The sequence below is a fragment of the Roseovarius atlanticus genome (assembly GCF_019802205.1).
GTDB lineage: Bacteria > Pseudomonadota > Alphaproteobacteria > Rhodobacterales > Rhodobacteraceae > Roseovarius > Roseovarius atlanticus_A.
This window is the reverse complement of the sequence record NZ_JAHVHQ010000004.1, coordinates 425,043-440,846: the sequence shown is the minus strand read 5'-3', so window position 1 is coordinate 440,846 and position 15,804 is coordinate 425,043. Positions and strand designations below refer to the sequence as shown.

The 15,804-nt window shown below is 62.9% G+C and carries 14 protein-coding genes and 1 pseudogene; 5 read left to right on the top strand and 10 right to left on the bottom strand.

The window, feature by feature from the left end:
- Positions 1-300 precede the first annotated feature (300 nt).
- The 3 genes from KUV49_RS18775 to KUV49_RS18765 are packed head-to-tail and all read left to right on the top strand — an operon-like array spanning position 301 to position 2,857.
- Positions 301-810 (top strand): hypothetical protein, encoded by a 510-nt coding sequence (locus KUV49_RS18775; protein WP_222452480.1) that lies wholly within the window; start codon positions 301-303, stop codon positions 808-810.
- The gene (locus KUV49_RS18770) at positions 807-2,195 is read left to right on the top strand and encodes a LapD/MoxY N-terminal periplasmic domain-containing protein (RefSeq protein WP_222452479.1); all 1,389 of its coding nucleotides are present in this window, start codon (positions 807-809) and stop codon (positions 2,193-2,195) included. The genes KUV49_RS18775 and KUV49_RS18770 overlap by 4 nt, the downstream gene beginning before the upstream one ends.
- Complete coding sequence (locus KUV49_RS18765; protein WP_222452478.1) at positions 2,192-2,857, top strand: response regulator transcription factor; 666 nt, start codon at positions 2,192-2,194, stop codon at positions 2,855-2,857. The genes KUV49_RS18770 and KUV49_RS18765 overlap by 4 nt, the downstream gene beginning before the upstream one ends.
- Positions 2,858-3,207: 350 nt before the next feature.
- Here the strand turns inward: KUV49_RS18765 and KUV49_RS18760 are convergent, their stop codons facing one another.
- Both KUV49_RS18760 and hemP read right to left on the bottom strand, forming a co-directional pair.
- Positions 3,208-3,699: a hypothetical protein gene (locus KUV49_RS18760; RefSeq protein WP_410001409.1), complete on the bottom strand. Its 492-nt coding sequence runs from the start codon at positions 3,697-3,699 to the stop codon at positions 3,208-3,210.
- Complete coding sequence (hemP, locus tag KUV49_RS18755; RefSeq protein WP_410000782.1) at positions 3,699-3,869, bottom strand: hemin uptake protein HemP; 171 nt, start codon at positions 3,867-3,869, stop codon at positions 3,699-3,701. The genes KUV49_RS18760 and hemP overlap by 1 nt, the downstream gene beginning before the upstream one ends.
- 501 nt (positions 3,870-4,370) lie before the next feature.
- On the opposite strand from hemP, the gene KUV49_RS18750 reads away from it, so the two are divergent.
- Both KUV49_RS18750 and KUV49_RS18745 read left to right on the top strand, forming a co-directional pair.
- The gene (locus tag KUV49_RS18750; RefSeq protein ID WP_222452476.1) at positions 4,371-5,231 is read left to right on the top strand and encodes a helix-turn-helix domain-containing protein; all 861 of its coding nucleotides are present in this window, start codon (positions 4,371-4,373) and stop codon (positions 5,229-5,231) included.
- Positions 5,232-5,331: 100 nt separating this feature from the next.
- Entirely contained in the window at positions 5,332-7,470 is a 2,139-nt protein-coding gene (locus KUV49_RS18745; protein ID WP_261391589.1) for a TonB-dependent siderophore receptor, read from the top strand.
- 527 nt (positions 7,471-7,997) lie between these two features.
- On the opposite strand, the gene KUV49_RS18740 is transcribed toward KUV49_RS18745, so the two are convergent.
- From KUV49_RS18740 to KUV49_RS18705, 8 genes and pseudogenes are all read right to left on the bottom strand, one after another.
- Positions 7,998-8,798, bottom strand: coding sequence for an ABC transporter ATP-binding protein (locus tag KUV49_RS18740; RefSeq protein ID WP_222452475.1), 801 nt, complete (start codon positions 8,796-8,798; stop codon positions 7,998-8,000).
- Positions 8,798-9,757: a FecCD family ABC transporter permease gene (locus KUV49_RS18735; protein ID WP_222452474.1), complete on the bottom strand. Its 960-nt coding sequence runs from the start codon at positions 9,755-9,757 to the stop codon at positions 8,798-8,800. Before KUV49_RS18735 ends, KUV49_RS18740 begins: the two co-directional genes overlap by 1 nt.
- Positions 9,758-9,771: 14 nt before the next feature.
- Positions 9,772-10,755: a FecCD family ABC transporter permease gene (locus KUV49_RS18730; protein ID WP_222452473.1), complete on the bottom strand. Its 984-nt coding sequence runs from the start codon at positions 10,753-10,755 to the stop codon at positions 9,772-9,774.
- Entirely contained in the window at positions 10,755-11,771 is a 1,017-nt protein-coding gene (locus KUV49_RS18725; RefSeq protein WP_222452472.1) for an ABC transporter substrate-binding protein, read from the bottom strand. Before KUV49_RS18725 ends, KUV49_RS18730 begins: the two co-directional genes overlap by 1 nt.
- Before the next feature lie 239 nt (positions 11,772-12,010).
- The gene (locus tag KUV49_RS18720) at positions 12,011-13,711 is read right to left on the bottom strand and encodes an ABC transporter ATP-binding protein (protein ID WP_222452923.1); all 1,701 of its coding nucleotides are present in this window, start codon (positions 13,709-13,711) and stop codon (positions 12,011-12,013) included.
- Between the two features lie 72 nt (positions 13,712-13,783).
- Positions 13,784-14,008: pseudogene (locus KUV49_RS21730) on the bottom strand (SIP domain-containing protein); the annotation flags it as partial.
- A gap of 51 nt (positions 14,009-14,059) precedes the next feature.
- A complete protein-coding gene (locus tag KUV49_RS18710) occupies positions 14,060-15,109 on the bottom strand; it encodes an AbrB family transcriptional regulator (protein ID WP_222452471.1) in 1,050 nt (349 codons plus the stop codon).
- Between the two features lie 77 nt (positions 15,110-15,186).
- On the bottom strand, positions 15,187-15,786 hold the full coding sequence (locus KUV49_RS18705) for a flavin reductase family protein (protein WP_222452470.1): 600 nt from the start codon (positions 15,784-15,786) through the stop codon (positions 15,187-15,189).
- Between the last annotated feature and the right edge of the window lie 18 nt (positions 15,787-15,804).

The following is a 15,804-nucleotide window of genomic DNA, read 5'->3' as shown; positions in this document are numbered from 1 at the left end:
CCGGGTCATTGTTTTTCGCCGTGTTGAGCATCGCCGGACCTCCTCCGATCCGCGTCGACACGGAGATAACATCACTGCGCGCGGCGGAAGTCTTTGGGTGAATCTCCCAGAAGTTGACGGGTACTTTTCCCTGATTCTCGAACCGCGGCGGTCGATCCTCGATCCCAATACAGACGTTGGTCTTGGACCTGATACTTAGGGATTAAGACCTTGAGGTTGTTCCTTCCTCCGACGCCGGACTAGCCTTGGTCAGACAACCTTGCGCCGATTCGGAGCGCCTGCCGCCGGGAGGTCGAAATAGTGAATCAAGAGTGGACATATGCGTATCGCGCTACCGCTCTGGTTGCGAGCGCCGCGTTGGTGTTGGGAGTGTCCGCTTGTCGTGACGAAAACGAGGACGCCAGGGCAGGTTCCGGCACCACACTGCCCTCGAACTCGGCCCGCGTTCAGGATGTTATCGAGACCCGGAACAACTGGCTGGATCCCGGCGAACGGGAATCGCCTGCCGCCTTCCTGGCCCGTCAGACCGACGGCGACTACGACATGATCGTGGCGCGACTGCCTGTCGTGGAACAGCATTTCCGGGAAACACCGCGCATGGTCGCCAACCGGCTGGTTCAATTGTGGGAGACCAGCAGGGACGCCGACCCGACTCCGTCGCTTGAAGAGATACTCGATGAACTCGGCAAAGGGTCTTCCGCGGCGCCTCGGGTGTTTCTCGGTCCGCTGGTGCAACAATACCGGGTCATGATCGAAGAAGGCGTGCCGCATGGCCCGGCCCTGGCCGCCGCGCGGCGTGAAGGGCGATGAGTGTACTGAGCAACAGCGTACCGGCCAATGTGCCGGATGTCGGGTTCGGCCTGAAGCGTATTTCCATCCTTCATCTGGTCGCCGTTGTCTCGGCTTTGGGCGGCTTCCTGCTCTGCGCGGCCGTCGCGACCGTTGTTGTGGTCAACGCTCGGCTGGCCGTGGAACGCGAAGTCAGCGCGGCTTTCGACCTGGCCCGACAGACCATATCGATGCGGATGCCGACCTCTTTCGATGGCAACGATACCTTGGGCGAGGCGGTCCGGCTTGCCACGGAAGTGGATGCACAGCGCCACGTTTCGGTCGAACTGCTGGATACCAAAGGCAACCGTATTCAGATCCGCGCCAGCGGCGCCGAACGATCCCCCGAAGCACCTGCCTGGTTCGAGGTCCTGCTCAGCCACGATATCCGCCGGGAGGTCTATTCCGTCACCAGCTATCCGAATGTACTCGGCACATTGAACCTCCTCTCGGATCCGACCGACGAAATCGGCGAGGTTTGGGAGGATTTTCGGCTGATCCTGCCGATGATCGTTCTGATGGGCGCGGCCATGGCGATGATGAGCATCCTGCTGACAAGGTTCGTGGTGCGGCGCATGGATCAGATCAAGCAGGCCTTGGTTGAAATGCAGGGCGGCGCCTTGCACGTGCGTGCGCCGGAGGATGGTCCGCTGGAGCTTGCGGACTTGTCCAAACGCGTGAACGCCCTTGCGCGTCACCTTGACCTCGAGCAGGGCGAAAACAGGATGCTTCATGCGCGCCTGCTGTCGCTGTCGGAGACCGAGCGCGCGCGTATCGCCTCCGACCTGCACGACGAGATGGGACCGCTTCTGTTCGCGCTTGGGGCTGCCGCGGATCAGGCACGGCAGGAGGCCGAGCGCGCGTCGCCCGGTCGCAACGAGGTGCTGATCGAGTCCGTCGAAGCGATACAGGGGTATATCCGCGCAGTGAAACGCAGCGCGCGTGAGGCGATCAACGAATTGCGGCCGATGCTCGCCGGCGAGGCGACGCTTGCCGAACTGCTCGAGGACCTGGCCTCACAGTTTTCCGACGTGATGGCCTGTGCTACCATCGAAGTAGAGGCGGGAACGCAGGTTTCCGTCGAGCCGGTGGAGGAAATCGCCATCTACCGTTTCGCGCGGGAAAGCATGCTGAATGCGCTGCGTCACGCCTCTCCGGATCGTGTGGTGATCTCCCTCCAGGATCATGGCGCGGAGATAAGGGTTCGCGTTGCGGATAATGGGCAAAAAGGAGCGCCCGAGACGGGGCACCCCAAGATGGGTCAGATCGGTATGGCCGACCGCGCACGGGCCATCGGCGCCGAGTATGTTTCTCCCTGGCGGGCAAACGGCTGGACCATTACAGAAATGAGGATACTCCGATCATGAGCGCTGCAGAATTGGTGCCTGAAACCGCCACCCGCAAGATACTTATCATCGACGACCATCCCGTGGTTGCCGAAGGCTGGGGGCGGATCATTTCCGATCGGATGCCGTGCGAGGTCATGGCCGCGGCGACGACACGCGAGGGCTGGCAGGCCTGGCGCAAGCACCAGTTCGACATGCTGGTCGTGGACCTGTCGATCGGTGACAGCAAGGTCGCCGGCCTGAAGTTGATTGAACGCCTTCGTCGGGTCGACCGTGATGTGCCGATCCTCGTCTTTACCATGCATGACAGTCCGGTCATGGCCCGCCGGGCGCTCACTTCGGGCGCAAACGGCATCATCAACAAGGATGCACCGACGGGCGAGATCATGGAGGCGTTCCAGACGGTCATGAAATCCGGGAACTACGTGGACACGCGGTTTGCCCGTAGCATGGCGCTCATGGATATCCGGCACGCCGTGCCGAACAGGGCTGCGTTGACGAACCGCGAGGAGGAGATTCTCGGATTGATCTCGGAAGGGTTGTCCTATCGCGAAATCGCGGAACGCATCTGCATCAGCTACAAGACGGTCAGCAATGTCACTCTGACACTGAAATCCAAGCTCGGTGCGACACATCTTGCGGATCTCGTCGTGAAGGGCATTAAGTATTTCGACGAAATGTAGCCTGTCACAAGACACAAGTCCCAAGCGGCACCGGGTCCTTTTCAGCGCCCGCACCAAGAACCTTCCTGGGCGTGCACGCTCCAAAAACTGCTCCGCAGCACCAGCGAAGATTAAAAGAAACCGCAGCGGACATCTGCTCTCCGCCGATACTGTTGAACAACAACGGGTTGCTAACGCAGAAAGTGGCGCCTGGCAGACCTCCTTTAAGGCGCGCCTTTGCGAAACTGAAAGATTCAATTTCGGTTAGGCTACCTTGTCCCGTCTGACCTTCCGCCATAGCGGAGCGCATCGTGACCAGCGAGGCGCGGACATGTTCGTGACTGGGTTGCCTATTCTTGCTCTCCACTTTTTTAGTGGAGCTTCGTTGGATCGGGGTGGTCGATTGGTGTCGGCAATGTGGCCGGATGGTAACCTGACATGCTCATCATGCGCCGCAGTGTCAGGCCGAACTCCTGCGCAAGGGCCACGATGACAGCGGCCATATCGGGCCGGACAAGGTTCGCAGCCATAAGGAACGCATCCTCGCGTTCGCCCTCCGCGGCGTGGGCCACGATGTTGGCGAAGGTCGCCTCATCGCCGCCCAGGCACCTGCACTGCACCTGGTGGCGCACCAATGGGCGGCGGCCGTGCTTGGCACAGAGGCTGCACATCTGTTCGAAATTCTGCAGTTCCCTGCGTCCCGCCCTGGGGCCCAGAGCCGTTGCAAAATCATTCCACACAAGGCTTTGCGCGTCCGGCCCGTCGAACCACATGCGCAAGTAAATTACAGCGCTCGCCTCTACCGGATCGAGATCGTGAAGGAAACCGACGGGTGTGCCGCCGCGGCGTTCAGGTCGATCCATCATTTCGTAAGGATCAGCTTGCCGGCCCGCGTGATGCGCAGCGTGTAGACCTGATCGTATAGCTGGATATGCGCCAGCCCGCTGCCGTCCGTCAGCTTGCTCGCATAGTGCAGCGGGATCGTGTCGACCTCGGTCGCCCCGATGAGCGATGTGTTGTCCATGGCGCCCATTCCGCCCTCCTGTTTCTCGTGGTTTCGGCGCCCTGGAATTGCTGCCGGGCACGACGTCGGAGGATCGGGATACTTCGGCCTGATTGCCGATGCGGCTCCGGGACCCTCCTTGAACTCGGATCTGTCGGGCGACCCCAGGCGCAAAGCCCTTGGGGATGGCTGGATTTGCCTAATCTGACTTTTTTAATCAGAATTGTCAATTGTCCGGAATCATTTTGTTTTCAAGGCCTTGGAAATTTTTCCTTGCGTCTTCCGAGCTTTGCGCCGCGCTTACCTTGAAAGCACTCGTACGAGGATTCGACGTGCAGTTATCGACGGGTCCGATTTGTTCGAACTACCCGGATACAGCTGACGCCCGGCCATGCTAGCACGCAGTGGATCTATCCCGGGAACGCCGCCGTGAGCAGTTGAAAATCTTTCCCGATGAGAATAGTCTGCCGGCAGCAAGGCCATGCCCAGCCAATACCTATCAATGGCGGAGCGATGTCCTTTCATCCCAGAATGTATGCTGCCGTCCGCGGTTTTCAGCCGCTGGACGAGATGCGCTGCCTGCGGTTCGACGACATGGTCGTCGACTACTGGCGTGTGCAAGGACAGTCCCGGGCCGCCGGGCGGTATGTCTCGATGTACCCCCGACTGGTCCTCATCCTCGATGATCGCGCCCTCTCGATCTCGCGCGGGAAAGACGCCGCATCCAGCGCCGCCGCCGCATGCTACATTCCGGCAGGCGTGCAGGTCTGGGCCAGCCTCGACGAACCCGGCGAGCTCAAACACATCGACATTCATCTTTCGTTGCCGCGTCTCAAGGCGCTTGCAGGTGCAGACGCGCCCATTGACAGAATGCTCGTTTTCCCCTCGCTCGGGCCGCTGGCGCCGCTGGTGCGTGTCCTGCAGGACGAATGCTTGTCGATCCGCCCCTCCCTGCCCCGCGTCGACAGGCTGGTCAGCGCCATCGTACAGGAGACATGCCTGATCGACCGGGCCGGCCTTGGCGATGGCGACAAGGGGGATGCCTGGCTCCACGCCATGCGCGCGCATGTCTTCGAACGAATGGAACATCGGATCGCGGTGGATGATCTGGCCGCGTTGTCCGGGCTGTCCCGGACGCATTTCAACCGCGTCTTCCGCAACCGCACGGCCATGTCGCCGCATGCTTGGGTCACAGGGATCAAGATCGATTACGCCAAGCGTCTCCTGTGCCGTGGACTGCCGCTCGCCGAGGTGACAAACGTAACCGGCTTCGCCGACCAGGCCCACTTTTCCCGCAGTTTCAAGCTGGGCACCGGCCGATCCCCTGGGGCATGGGCAAGGGCGAACGCGCCCGGGCAGGATGGTCCGATTATTCAAGACAATCCTTCCTGATAATTTTAATCGGGTATCCTGAAGCACTCTGCGCGCTCCCTCTTCCCCGCCGGGACGATGGGTGACCCACCGTGACATCTGTAAAGAGAAGGATGCCGATATGGCCAAAACGAAAAACCGCCGCCTTGGCATGGCCAGGCTCAGCAGCGCAGTGCTGATGCTGCTGGGTACCGCTGCGGTTTCAAACGCCCAGTCCGCTGATGAAACGCTGGATCTCGGCACGATCACCCTGCGCAACCAGGAAGACGCCACCGGCCCCGTGGGCGAGGACAAGAACCCGCCAACCGTCACGGGCAGCAAGGTACCGCTCACCGTGAACGAGATACCGCAATCGGTCTCCGTTCTCGGGCGCGAGAAGATCGAGCGTTTCGGTGCCAACCGCGTCAGCGACGCCCTGCGCTATTCCGCGGGTGTGACGGCGGACGTGTTCGGCGACGACAACGACTATGACTGGCTGCGCATCCGGGGCTTCCAGGCCGACCAGACCGGGATCTATCTCGACAACGCGCAGAATCTCTCATTCGCGTTCGGCTCCTTCTTCATCGACCCCTACACGCTGGAACGGGTCGAGGTTCTGCGGGGCGCGTCCTCGGCTCTCTACGGCGGCTCGAACCCGGGCGGTATCGTCAACTACGTGTCCAAGCGCCCGGGCGGCCGGATCCGCGAATTGACATTCGGCGTCAACGACGCGACCGCAGGCTGGGTCGAGTTCGACTACGGCGACGACATCGGCGACTCGAGTTCGTATCGCCTGACCGGGCGGCTCGAAGGCGGCGACAAGTACGACGCGTTCAATGACGGCGTGCGCGGCACCTTCGCGCCGGCCTATCGGTTCAGAACCGATGGCGGCACCGAGGTCACGCTGCTGGCCAACATCCACATCGCTGACGAACACCACAACGGCAGCACGTTCCTGCCCTATCAGGGCACAGTCGTGCCGACCCCGCAATTCGGCTATATCGATCCCGACGCGAACTTCTCGGACCCTGATTGGGACAAGTACGAGCGGCGGCAAGCCTCCTTCTCTGCCATCGTGGAACGCGAACTCGACAACGGCTTTACCTTTACCGGCATCGGGCGCCTGGGCTATGCCGATGTCCATGAGCGCTATTACTATCCCTTCGGGTACAATGGCTTTGCCACTGCGCCCAGCGACCCGCAGGGGACGCTCAGCCTCATAGCGTTCGAGCACGACACGCAGGTCTACACCGCCCAGACCGATCTGCGCTACTACGGCACGGTCTCGACCGGCTCGGTCGATCACGACCTCCTCTTCGGCCTTGACGCCCGGTACTACGAAATCGACGAAATCCAGGCCTCGGGGCTTGGCAGCAATACCGTGGTCAATCCTACGGCCCCCGGAACGCCGGTCATCGGCGCGCCCTACCAGGACGCCACGACCACCCAGCGCCAGATCGGTTTCTACGTGCAGGATCAGATGCGCTGGGGCGGCGGATGGATCGGGACGCTCAATTTGCGGCATGACTTCGTTGAAACCAAGCAGCGCGGCTCGACCAACTTCACCCGCAACGACAGCGAAACGTCCGGGCGCGTGGCCATCGCGTACGAGGCCGCGTCGGGCTTTACGCCTTACCTGTCCTACTCGATGTTCTTCAATCCGCTGATCGCGTCGCCCGCCGCGGGCGTGACCCGCCCGGAAACCGGCGACCAGGTCGAGCTCGGGTTCAAATGGGTGCCTTTGGACGGCAATTTCTCGTTCACCGGCGCGGCGTTCCGGATCGATCGCGAGGGCGTCGTCGTCGGCGTCGCGCCCACGCAGACACAGCTGGGCGAGGTGCGCTCGCGCGGCCTCGAGTTCGAGGCGGAATACGACTTCGGCAACGGACTTTACCTTCAGGCCGCCGCAACCTTCATCGACGCGGAGATCCGCAAGGACGCGAACCCGGCCCTCGTCGGCACGACACCGACGCTCATTCCCGAGACCGAGCTGTCGCTTTTTGCCAGCTACGATTTCGCAGGTCCGCTTGACGGGCTGAGAGTCGGGGCCGGCGTGCGTCACCAGGGCGAGAGCTATGCCGACGCCGCCAACACGTTCAAGGTGTCCAGCGCAACCCTCTACGACGCTTTCGCAACCTACCAGGTACGCGACGGACTCGAAGCCAACCTTGCCGTCACCAATATCGGCGACAAGCGCTACGTCACCGGCTGCCAGGATCTCTATACCTGCTCCTACGGCTCCGGGCGCGAGATCAGCCTGTCGGTCACCTCCCGTTTCTGAAAACCGTAACCAAACCCGAAAAACGGAGATGCGGCAGCGATACCCCACCTTTGCATTTCGTGGTGCAAATCGTGGCCGATTTCCTTGTGGGCATGACCCTATGTCAAACAAAGGCTCCCGAAGAAATCTTCGGGAGCTGTCTGCCCCAGAGGTCGGCTTGGCGGAAAAAGCGGACGTTCTGTTCCGACGGTGAGGAGACGCGCATCGACGGGCCGTGGCGCGGCGAACCGACGATGATGATAGGCAATTTATGCCTGCCAAGCATATCCAGCCTGAGAGCGTCGCACTTCACCTGCCAAATCGCCGTGCCGTCGCACCAAAGGTGCGCCAACTATAGTCGGCACGCCTCTGGCGTGACGGGGCGGCCCGGCGATGCGCGGCGGGCTTCGCCCTTGTTCCGCGCCGACGCTTTGTGACTGTGGCAAATAAGGGCTCGAAGCAGTCATTGCGCCTCGGACCTCTGGAGCGCTGCTCTGCACCACGAGATACGGCAGAGATGCCGCATCTTTTTTCGTTCCGCTCTCAGGTCACACTCCAGCGGAGACGACAGGCTCTGCCGGCTCCAGCGGCACGACCATCGGCGTCCCCGTCACCGGATCGGGAATGACCCATGCCTCCAGATCGAAGGCCACGAGCAGGTTATCCGGCGTCAAGACCTGCTCGGGCGCGCCCGAAGCGACCACGTGCCCGTTCGCCAACAGAACAAGGTTGTCTGAATAGCGGGCCGCAAGGTTCAGATCGTGAAGCACGCTGATGATCGTTTGCCCTGACTGCCGGTTCTGTCGCCGCAGCAGGGCCAGAACGTCCATCTGGTGCGTCAGGTCCAGATAGGTCGTCGGCTCGTCCAACAGCAGGCAAGGCGTCTGCTGCGCCAGCACAAGGCTCAGCCACGCCCGCTGCCGCTGCCCACCCGACAGTTCAGACAGTTCCCGGTCGGCAAACCCGGTCATGCCGACCGCCTCCAGCGCTGCCTCGCAGGCCGTCTTGTCCGCCTCGTTCCACGGGCTCAGGAACGTGCGCCACGGGATTCGACCCCGCATGACCAGATCCGACACCCTGATCCCTTCCGGCGCCCGCAATGTTTGCGGCAGGATCGCCAATTGCCGGGCCAGGCGCTTGGGCGGAATGCGATTGATGTCCTCGCCGTTCAGCGTCACCCGGCCGGATGCCGGCGGCATCAGCCGAGCCAGCGCACGCAGCAACGTGGATTTCCCGCAACCGTTCGGACCGATGATCGCCGTGACGCGCCCGCCGGGCAGTTCCAGGTCCAGGTCGCGGATGACGGACACATCGTCATAGGACAGGCTCAGCGCCTCCGTTCGCAGCATCACAACTCTCCTCGTTCCATTTCCCGGGACAGCCGCCACAGCAGGTAGGGCGCGCCCAGAAGGCCGGTCGCGACCCCGGCGGGCAATTGCAGGCCGGGCACGGCCACGCGCGCCAGAAGGTCCGACAACACCAGCACCAGTGCCCCGGCCCCGGCGCCCGAAACCATGCGCCCCGCCGACGTACGGGCGCCGGTCAGACGCACCCCCAGCGGCCCGGCCATCAGCGCCACGAACGGCACAGGCCCCGCCACGGCCACACCCGTTGCGGCCAGCAGCACGCCGGTTGCCGAAAGCCACCAGCGGGCGGCCTCGGGCCTCTGCCCCAGCCCGGCGGCCAGCCCGTCGCCCAGTTCCAGCGCCGACAGAATCCGGGCCTGCCCGAGGGCCAGACCTGCCAGCACCGCCCCGATGCCCAGGACTTGCGCGACATGGCTCCAATCGCGCGCCGCGAGCGAACCCGTCAACCAGCGCTGCGCCTCGGCCGCGCTCGTTCCGGGCAATACCGTCATCAGGAAGGTCGACACCGCCGTCGCCGTGAAACCCGCGCCAATTCCGATCAGGATGATCGTCAATACCGGCGTCCCACCTCCCCCGCGAACGGCCAGCCCGCCGATCACCAGCGCCATCGCCACGCCGCCAAGCGCCGCCAACACCGCGGTCGGCATCGCGATACCGAATGCAATCCCGGCGATGATCGCCAATCCCGCACCTGCGTTGAACCCGAGGATATCCGGTGACGCCAGCGGGTTCCGAAAGAGCATCTGGAACAGTGCCCCCGACATCCCCAGCACCGCGCCCGCCCCCAGCGCGGTCGCCACCCGTGGCCCCCGGATCGTGTCCACGATCAGGGCTCCGGGCCCTTCACCTGTCACCAGGCCGGACCACAGCACACCGGCGCTCGCATCCACCTGGCCGGTCAATAGCGCCGCGATCGTGGCGAGAAAGATCAAAAGGGACAACGGCACGTACCCCTTCATGCCATCGCCCCCGGTCTCAGCCTGCGCGCGACCCAGATGAAGACCGGCCCCCCGATCATCGCCACGACGATCCCGGCGCGCACCTCTCCGCTGCTCAGTACCAGCCGTCCCACCGTATCCGCCAGCGTCAGGGTCAGGGCACCATAGACCGCCGACACCGCCAGGCGCGGCCGCAGCGCGTATCCTGTCGACATCCGTGCCAGGTGCGGCGCCATCAGGCCCAGGAAGGCGATCGGTCCGGCAATGGCCACCGCCGCCCCGGTCGCCAAGGTGACAACCGTCAGCGCCCCGGCCTGCGCTCTCAACGGCCGGGTTCCAAGCCCCCGCGCCAGATCGGAACCAAGCGACAGCGCTTCGATCAGCGGCGCTATGGCAAACGCGAGCACAGCGGCCAGTCCGATGACCAGCGTCATTTCCACGACCGGCCTGTAGGCCGCGTCGGTCAGGGAGCCGGCCACCCAGAACCGCAGGACATCCAGCGACTCCTGCCGGACCAGGACAACCGCCGTGACCAGGGATAACAGCAGCGCGTTCAGGGCGGCCCCCGCCAGCGTCAGGCGCACCGGCCCGGAATCGCCCCGGAACCCGCCGCCCAGGGCAAACACCGCCAGCGCCGCCAGCGCGGCCCCCGGAAAGGCGAACAAGGCAACCGCCGCCTGGTCGGAGCGTCCGAACAGCGTAACCCCGAGGATAAGCGCAAAGGCCGCACCCGCGTTGATCCCCAGAATGCCCGGATCGGCCAGCGGGTTGCGAGTCAGCGACTGCATCACCGTCCCGGCGATGCCCAGTGCCGCACCTGCCGCCACGCCCGCCACGGTGCGCGGCAACCGGATCGCCGCGATCGTCACATGGGCCGGATCGCGCGGATCGTATTCCAGCAATGCCTCCAGGAACACGCCGGGCGCAACCGGCCGGACGCCAATGCCCAGCGACATGGCCACGGCTCCGATCAGAAGGCAGGCAAGGAACAGCCCCCGCATCACCGCACCAGCCCGGCCTTCAACGCCGAGGGCACGATCGTTTCCGGCCTTCCATCGAGCGCCAGCTCGAACTCCCCGACCAGCCGTTCGAGCGCATAGGGCAGCGACAGCGCGCTGCCGAAGGACAACGCGCCCGAGACCAGGGTGTCGGCATAAACCTCCCGCCCTTCCTTCTCGGCACGCAGGGTCCGCCGCATCGGCAGCCGGGCGATTTCCCGCGCCGCGCCGATGGACGAGATCCAAAGCAGGAGATCCGCATCTATCGGCGAAATATCCTCTGGCGAAAACGTGGTGTAGAACCCGTCCGCAGCCGTAGTGTCGCGCAGCTTTTCCGGCATCTGGAACCCGAGGTTATGCAGAAACCGCGCCCGGTTGTCCTGAGCCATGAAGGCCCCGGTCTCGCTGCCGTTCTGCCAGGCCGCCGCCGCTGTCTTGCCCTGCCAATCCGGATGCGCGGCCCTTACGTGCTCGAACCGGCCTTCGACGTCCCCGATCAACGCCTCGGCCTGCTGCGCCCTGCCCAATGCGCGCGCGATGCGCCGGGTATCGGTCTGCCAAGACGTGCCAAAGACGGGATCGTCGGGCCCCTGCATCAGCACAGGCGCGATCTCACTCAGCAACGCGTATTCCGCCCGTGAAATACCCGACCCGATGGCGACGATCAGATCGGGCGACAGCCCGGCGACGAGTTCCATCGACACCTCGCCGGTCAGAACGGTCGGCTCCGCGCGGCCCAGTCGCTCGTGCGCCCATGGCCAAACTGCATGCGGCTGATCTCCGAACCAGTAACGCACCGCCAGCGGCACCACCCCGAGTGCCAGCAACGGGTCCTGAGTGGTATATCCCAAGGACACGACCCGCACCGCCGGACGCTCTAGAACCGTTTCGCCCCAGACATGGGGAATCCTGATCGCCTGCCGTGCTGCGGCGACGCGCGGCGTCAACAGTGTCGCAAAGCTTCCGAGAACAAAGCTGCGACGCGTGGTGCCGAGAGGAGTCTTGGTGAACGGAATCATGAGAGATCGCGGCCCCATAGGATCAGTCTTTCAAGCGCGAGAAACGGCTTAGGGTTCGGTGCTGCGGGTTTCAGGGGCCAGCCTGATGCCTAGTATTCCACCAATAATCCAAGCTTATCCAACGATCTGCCGTCCTACAAGTGTCGTCGCCCGGACGGCGTCGTTTCAATGACGAGCGCCTGTGCGAGGTCACCGTGACCGAGGCGGTCAGGCCAGGTGATCTCCAGCATCAAAGCGGCTCAGTCCATCATCGAGAAGTAATTCGCCTGGCGATCCACCAGTTCTTCATGCGTACCCGCCTCCACGATCCGGCCTTCGTCAAGAACCACGATGCGATCTGCGTGCCGAATGGTCTGAAGGCGGTGAGCGATGACGAGCGTCGTGCGCCCCTTCGACAACGTATCCAACGCCGCCTGCACCTTGCGCTCCGTGCCCCTGTCCAACGCCGAAGTGGCCTCATCCAGAAGCAGGATCGGGGGGTCGCGCAGGAAGACACGCGCGATGGCCACGCGCTGTTTCTGTCCGCCAGAGAGCATGACGCCTCGTTCGCCCACCATCGTGTCAAGACCATCGGGCAGTTCCGACACCATCTCGGAGAGCTGTGCCTGCCGAACGGCGTGCAGTATCTCCTCGTCGGATGCGTCAAGCCGCCCGTAAGCGATGTTGTCGCGCAGGGTGCCTCCGAACAGGAAGACATCCTGCGAGACCAGCCCCACCTGCCGCCGCAGGCTGTCGAGGGTCATGTCCGCGACGGACCGGCCGTCGATCCGGACGTCGCCAGACGTCGGTGCATAGAACCGCGGAAGCAAGGCCATCAGCGTGCTTTTGCCCGCGCCGGATGGCCCCACCAGCGCAACCGTCTGGCCTGGCTCGACGGAGAGGGACACCCCATGCAGCACGCCTCGCGCGCCGTCGTAGGCAAAGGTCACGTCGTCGAACTCGATCCGCCCGGTCAGGTCCGGCGCGGGCCTAGCGTCCGGCGCGTCGGCGATCTCGGCCCGCTCTGCCAGCAGCGCCTGGAATCGCTGGAACCCGGCGATGCCGCGCGGATAGGTCTCGACCACCGCGGCGATCTTTTCCAGCGGACGGAAGAACACGCCCACCAGCAGCAGGAAGGCCACGAAACTGCCCGTCGACAGCGAACCGGAAAAGACATAGCCCGCGCCCGCCACCATCACGATCACCTGCACCGAGCGCAGGCCCATGTAATGCAGCGTCGTCAGCGCCGCCATGATGCGGTAGGCCTCCAGCTTGGTCTTGCGATAGCCGCGGTTGGCATCCGCGAAAAGTTCGCGTTCATGCGCCTCGTTGGTGAACGCCTGCACCACGCGAATGCCGCCCAGCGTTTCCTCCAGCCGCACGTTGAACTGCCCCACCCGACCATAGATCGCCTGCCACGCCCGGGTCATGCGCCCGCCATACACGGCCAGAAGCATCACCATCACCGGCACGATCACCGCCGTCATCAACGCCAGTGGCACATGCAGCCACAGCATCAGGGCGAAAGCCCCGATAAAGGTCATGATGGCGATGAACAGGTCCTCGGGGCCGTGATGCGCCACCTCGCCGATCTCTTCGAGGTCACGGGTCACGCGCGCCACCAGCTTGCCGGTCTCGGCCTTGTCGAACCAGCCCCAGTTCAGCCGCGTCAGGTGGTCGAAGGCCCGCGCCCGCATCTCCGTCTCGATGTTGATGCCCAGCTTGTGGCCCCAGTAGATCACCACTGCCATGAGGCCTGCGTTGATCAGGTACACCACCACCAGCCCGACGGCGGCCCACATGGTCAGCGCCCATTCCCCGCGCGGCAGCAGATGGTCGATGAACCCCGCCACGGCCAGCGGGAAGGCCAGCTCCAGCAAGCCCGAGATCACCGCGCAGCCGAAATCCAGCCAGAAAAGGCCCATATGCGGGCGGTAATACTCGAAAAACTGGCGCAGCATGGAAATTTCCTCGGGACCGGGCCGCGTCTGACCGGCGCGGCTCATGTTCTCGATCCACCGTTTAAAAGAGCATCACGCTGCCGTCCAGTAGGCGGCCACCCACGACTCGCCTTTCTGAAATCCTCTTTCGGTCAACCACTTGCGCGCCTGCTCCGCCTCGGACTTTTCGGCAGCGAAAAAGATGTGCCGGTCGCTTTCGGGGAACGGCGGGCCAGCCAGTGCCGACAGCGGCGTTTCCCCCTTGCCCCGGACACACCAGCGCGAGGTGACACCTTCGGGATGCGGTATCTTCTGAACGTCTTCGGAATGATCGGAAAAAGCTCAACGATACGAAGTCTTTTCAGCTTCTTACCGAGAAACCGTTGGACCAAAAAACCGTACGGTTAGCCCAATGATACTTCCGGCAAACGGCAAGATTATGAAGATACGGACCACATGAAACGCTGTTACTACTGCCAGCCCCTCTTGCAGGATTTTGGCAGTAAGAGCCATTTCAGTGACACTACCAGGTGCAGTGGACAACAACATGACCTGCCACGTCTCGCCTGTAATCCACGCAAGCGCCACGCCCATTCCGGCACATAGGATGATCAACAGCAATGATGCCAAGATCGCACCCGGGATGAAACCGCGCGCTCTTCGCAGAAGGTCCCGGTCGAAAACCGCCCCCAACCAGACACCCAGGAATATCTGGGCAAATACCAGAACGGGATAGGGGTACGCTGTGATCGGGAAACTGAAGGCTGCGGCCAAGGCCGCCCCACCCAGCGACCCTACGAAAAACGGATTGGCAAGGCGTACCGCTCTGGCAAGAAACGCACCAGCCAGGCCTGTCACGGCCAGAAGAATCGCCCCCGAAACAGTCCAGCTCATTCTGCTCAATGCTGCGACCGGATCCTTAATAGTCCCGTCTATGGCAACTATCGCTGGCGGGATCAGGATCACCAAGAGCATGATGCGCAGAGTCTGCGCAAAGATTACAGGACCGGGGCGCACTCCGTATCTCTCGGCCAGATTGGCACTTTCCACCGGGCCCATCGGGATGGAAGCCAGCACCGCAGTGACAACATCAATCTTGCTGACCCGCATCAGAAACACCGCGACCAAGAAGCCCAGAGCAATGGTCGCGATCGCTGTGCCGAACATTGGAACCAACAAGGACCCCAACGCCGCCACCGCGTCCGGCGTGAAAGACAAGCCGACCGAGGTCGCCACCAGGATCTGCCCGATCTGACGTGTCTGACCCGGAACCGGCAATGGCCGCTCGGCCAGACGGACACAGGAGGCAAAGACCATCGCTCCGATCATCCAAGGCAGCGGAAAACGAATCCAGTGTGCGAATAGTCCGAATAGAAGCGCGCCGGAGTACACCAGGAGCAGTTGAACGCTTCGGTACAAGAATGGACGCGCTCTCATCTTACTCAGAATTCGGAAATCGTGACAACATATCAGGTGATTGCGGCCGTCACCTGTCTTCAGTCATCGGGACGCATCAATTCCCAAGCTTCGTTTACCGTCGTGTAATCGCGATATCCCATCCGCGCTATCGGACGGGCTTTCAAAGTGTCGAAACGGCCATTGCGGATGAATTCATCGCGGATATGAGTACGGACCACCTCGCCAATGACCATGTAACGATCAATCAGCTTCCCGGTCCGGTCTTCCAATTGCAGGGTCTGGATCGTAACGCATTCAAAGGCGGCGGGACTTTTCGCCACGAAAGGCGTTGAGATCTCCACCGGATCGCCCTTTTCTAGACCCGCGGCATCGAACTCGCTCGTTCCATACGGCAAACTCTCGGACGAAACGTTCATCGCTTGCGCCAGGTCTTCCGTCGCCAGGGAAAATGTAAACTCGCCACGGTCCCTTGCATTGATAAAGCTGTGCTTGGCGCCATCGCTCGCAAAGTAGACCTGGTCGGGATAGGCGCCCAGACCGTTGAAGAAGGAATAGGGCGCCAAATTGGCGCAGCCACTGCCGTCCAACGTGCCGATCCAACCGATGGGTCGAGGCGTGACAATCGCTTTGAACGGGTTGTAATCAAGGCAATCAGGCCGCGTAGCGCCGTAATTCATAGTTAAATCTCCATCGAT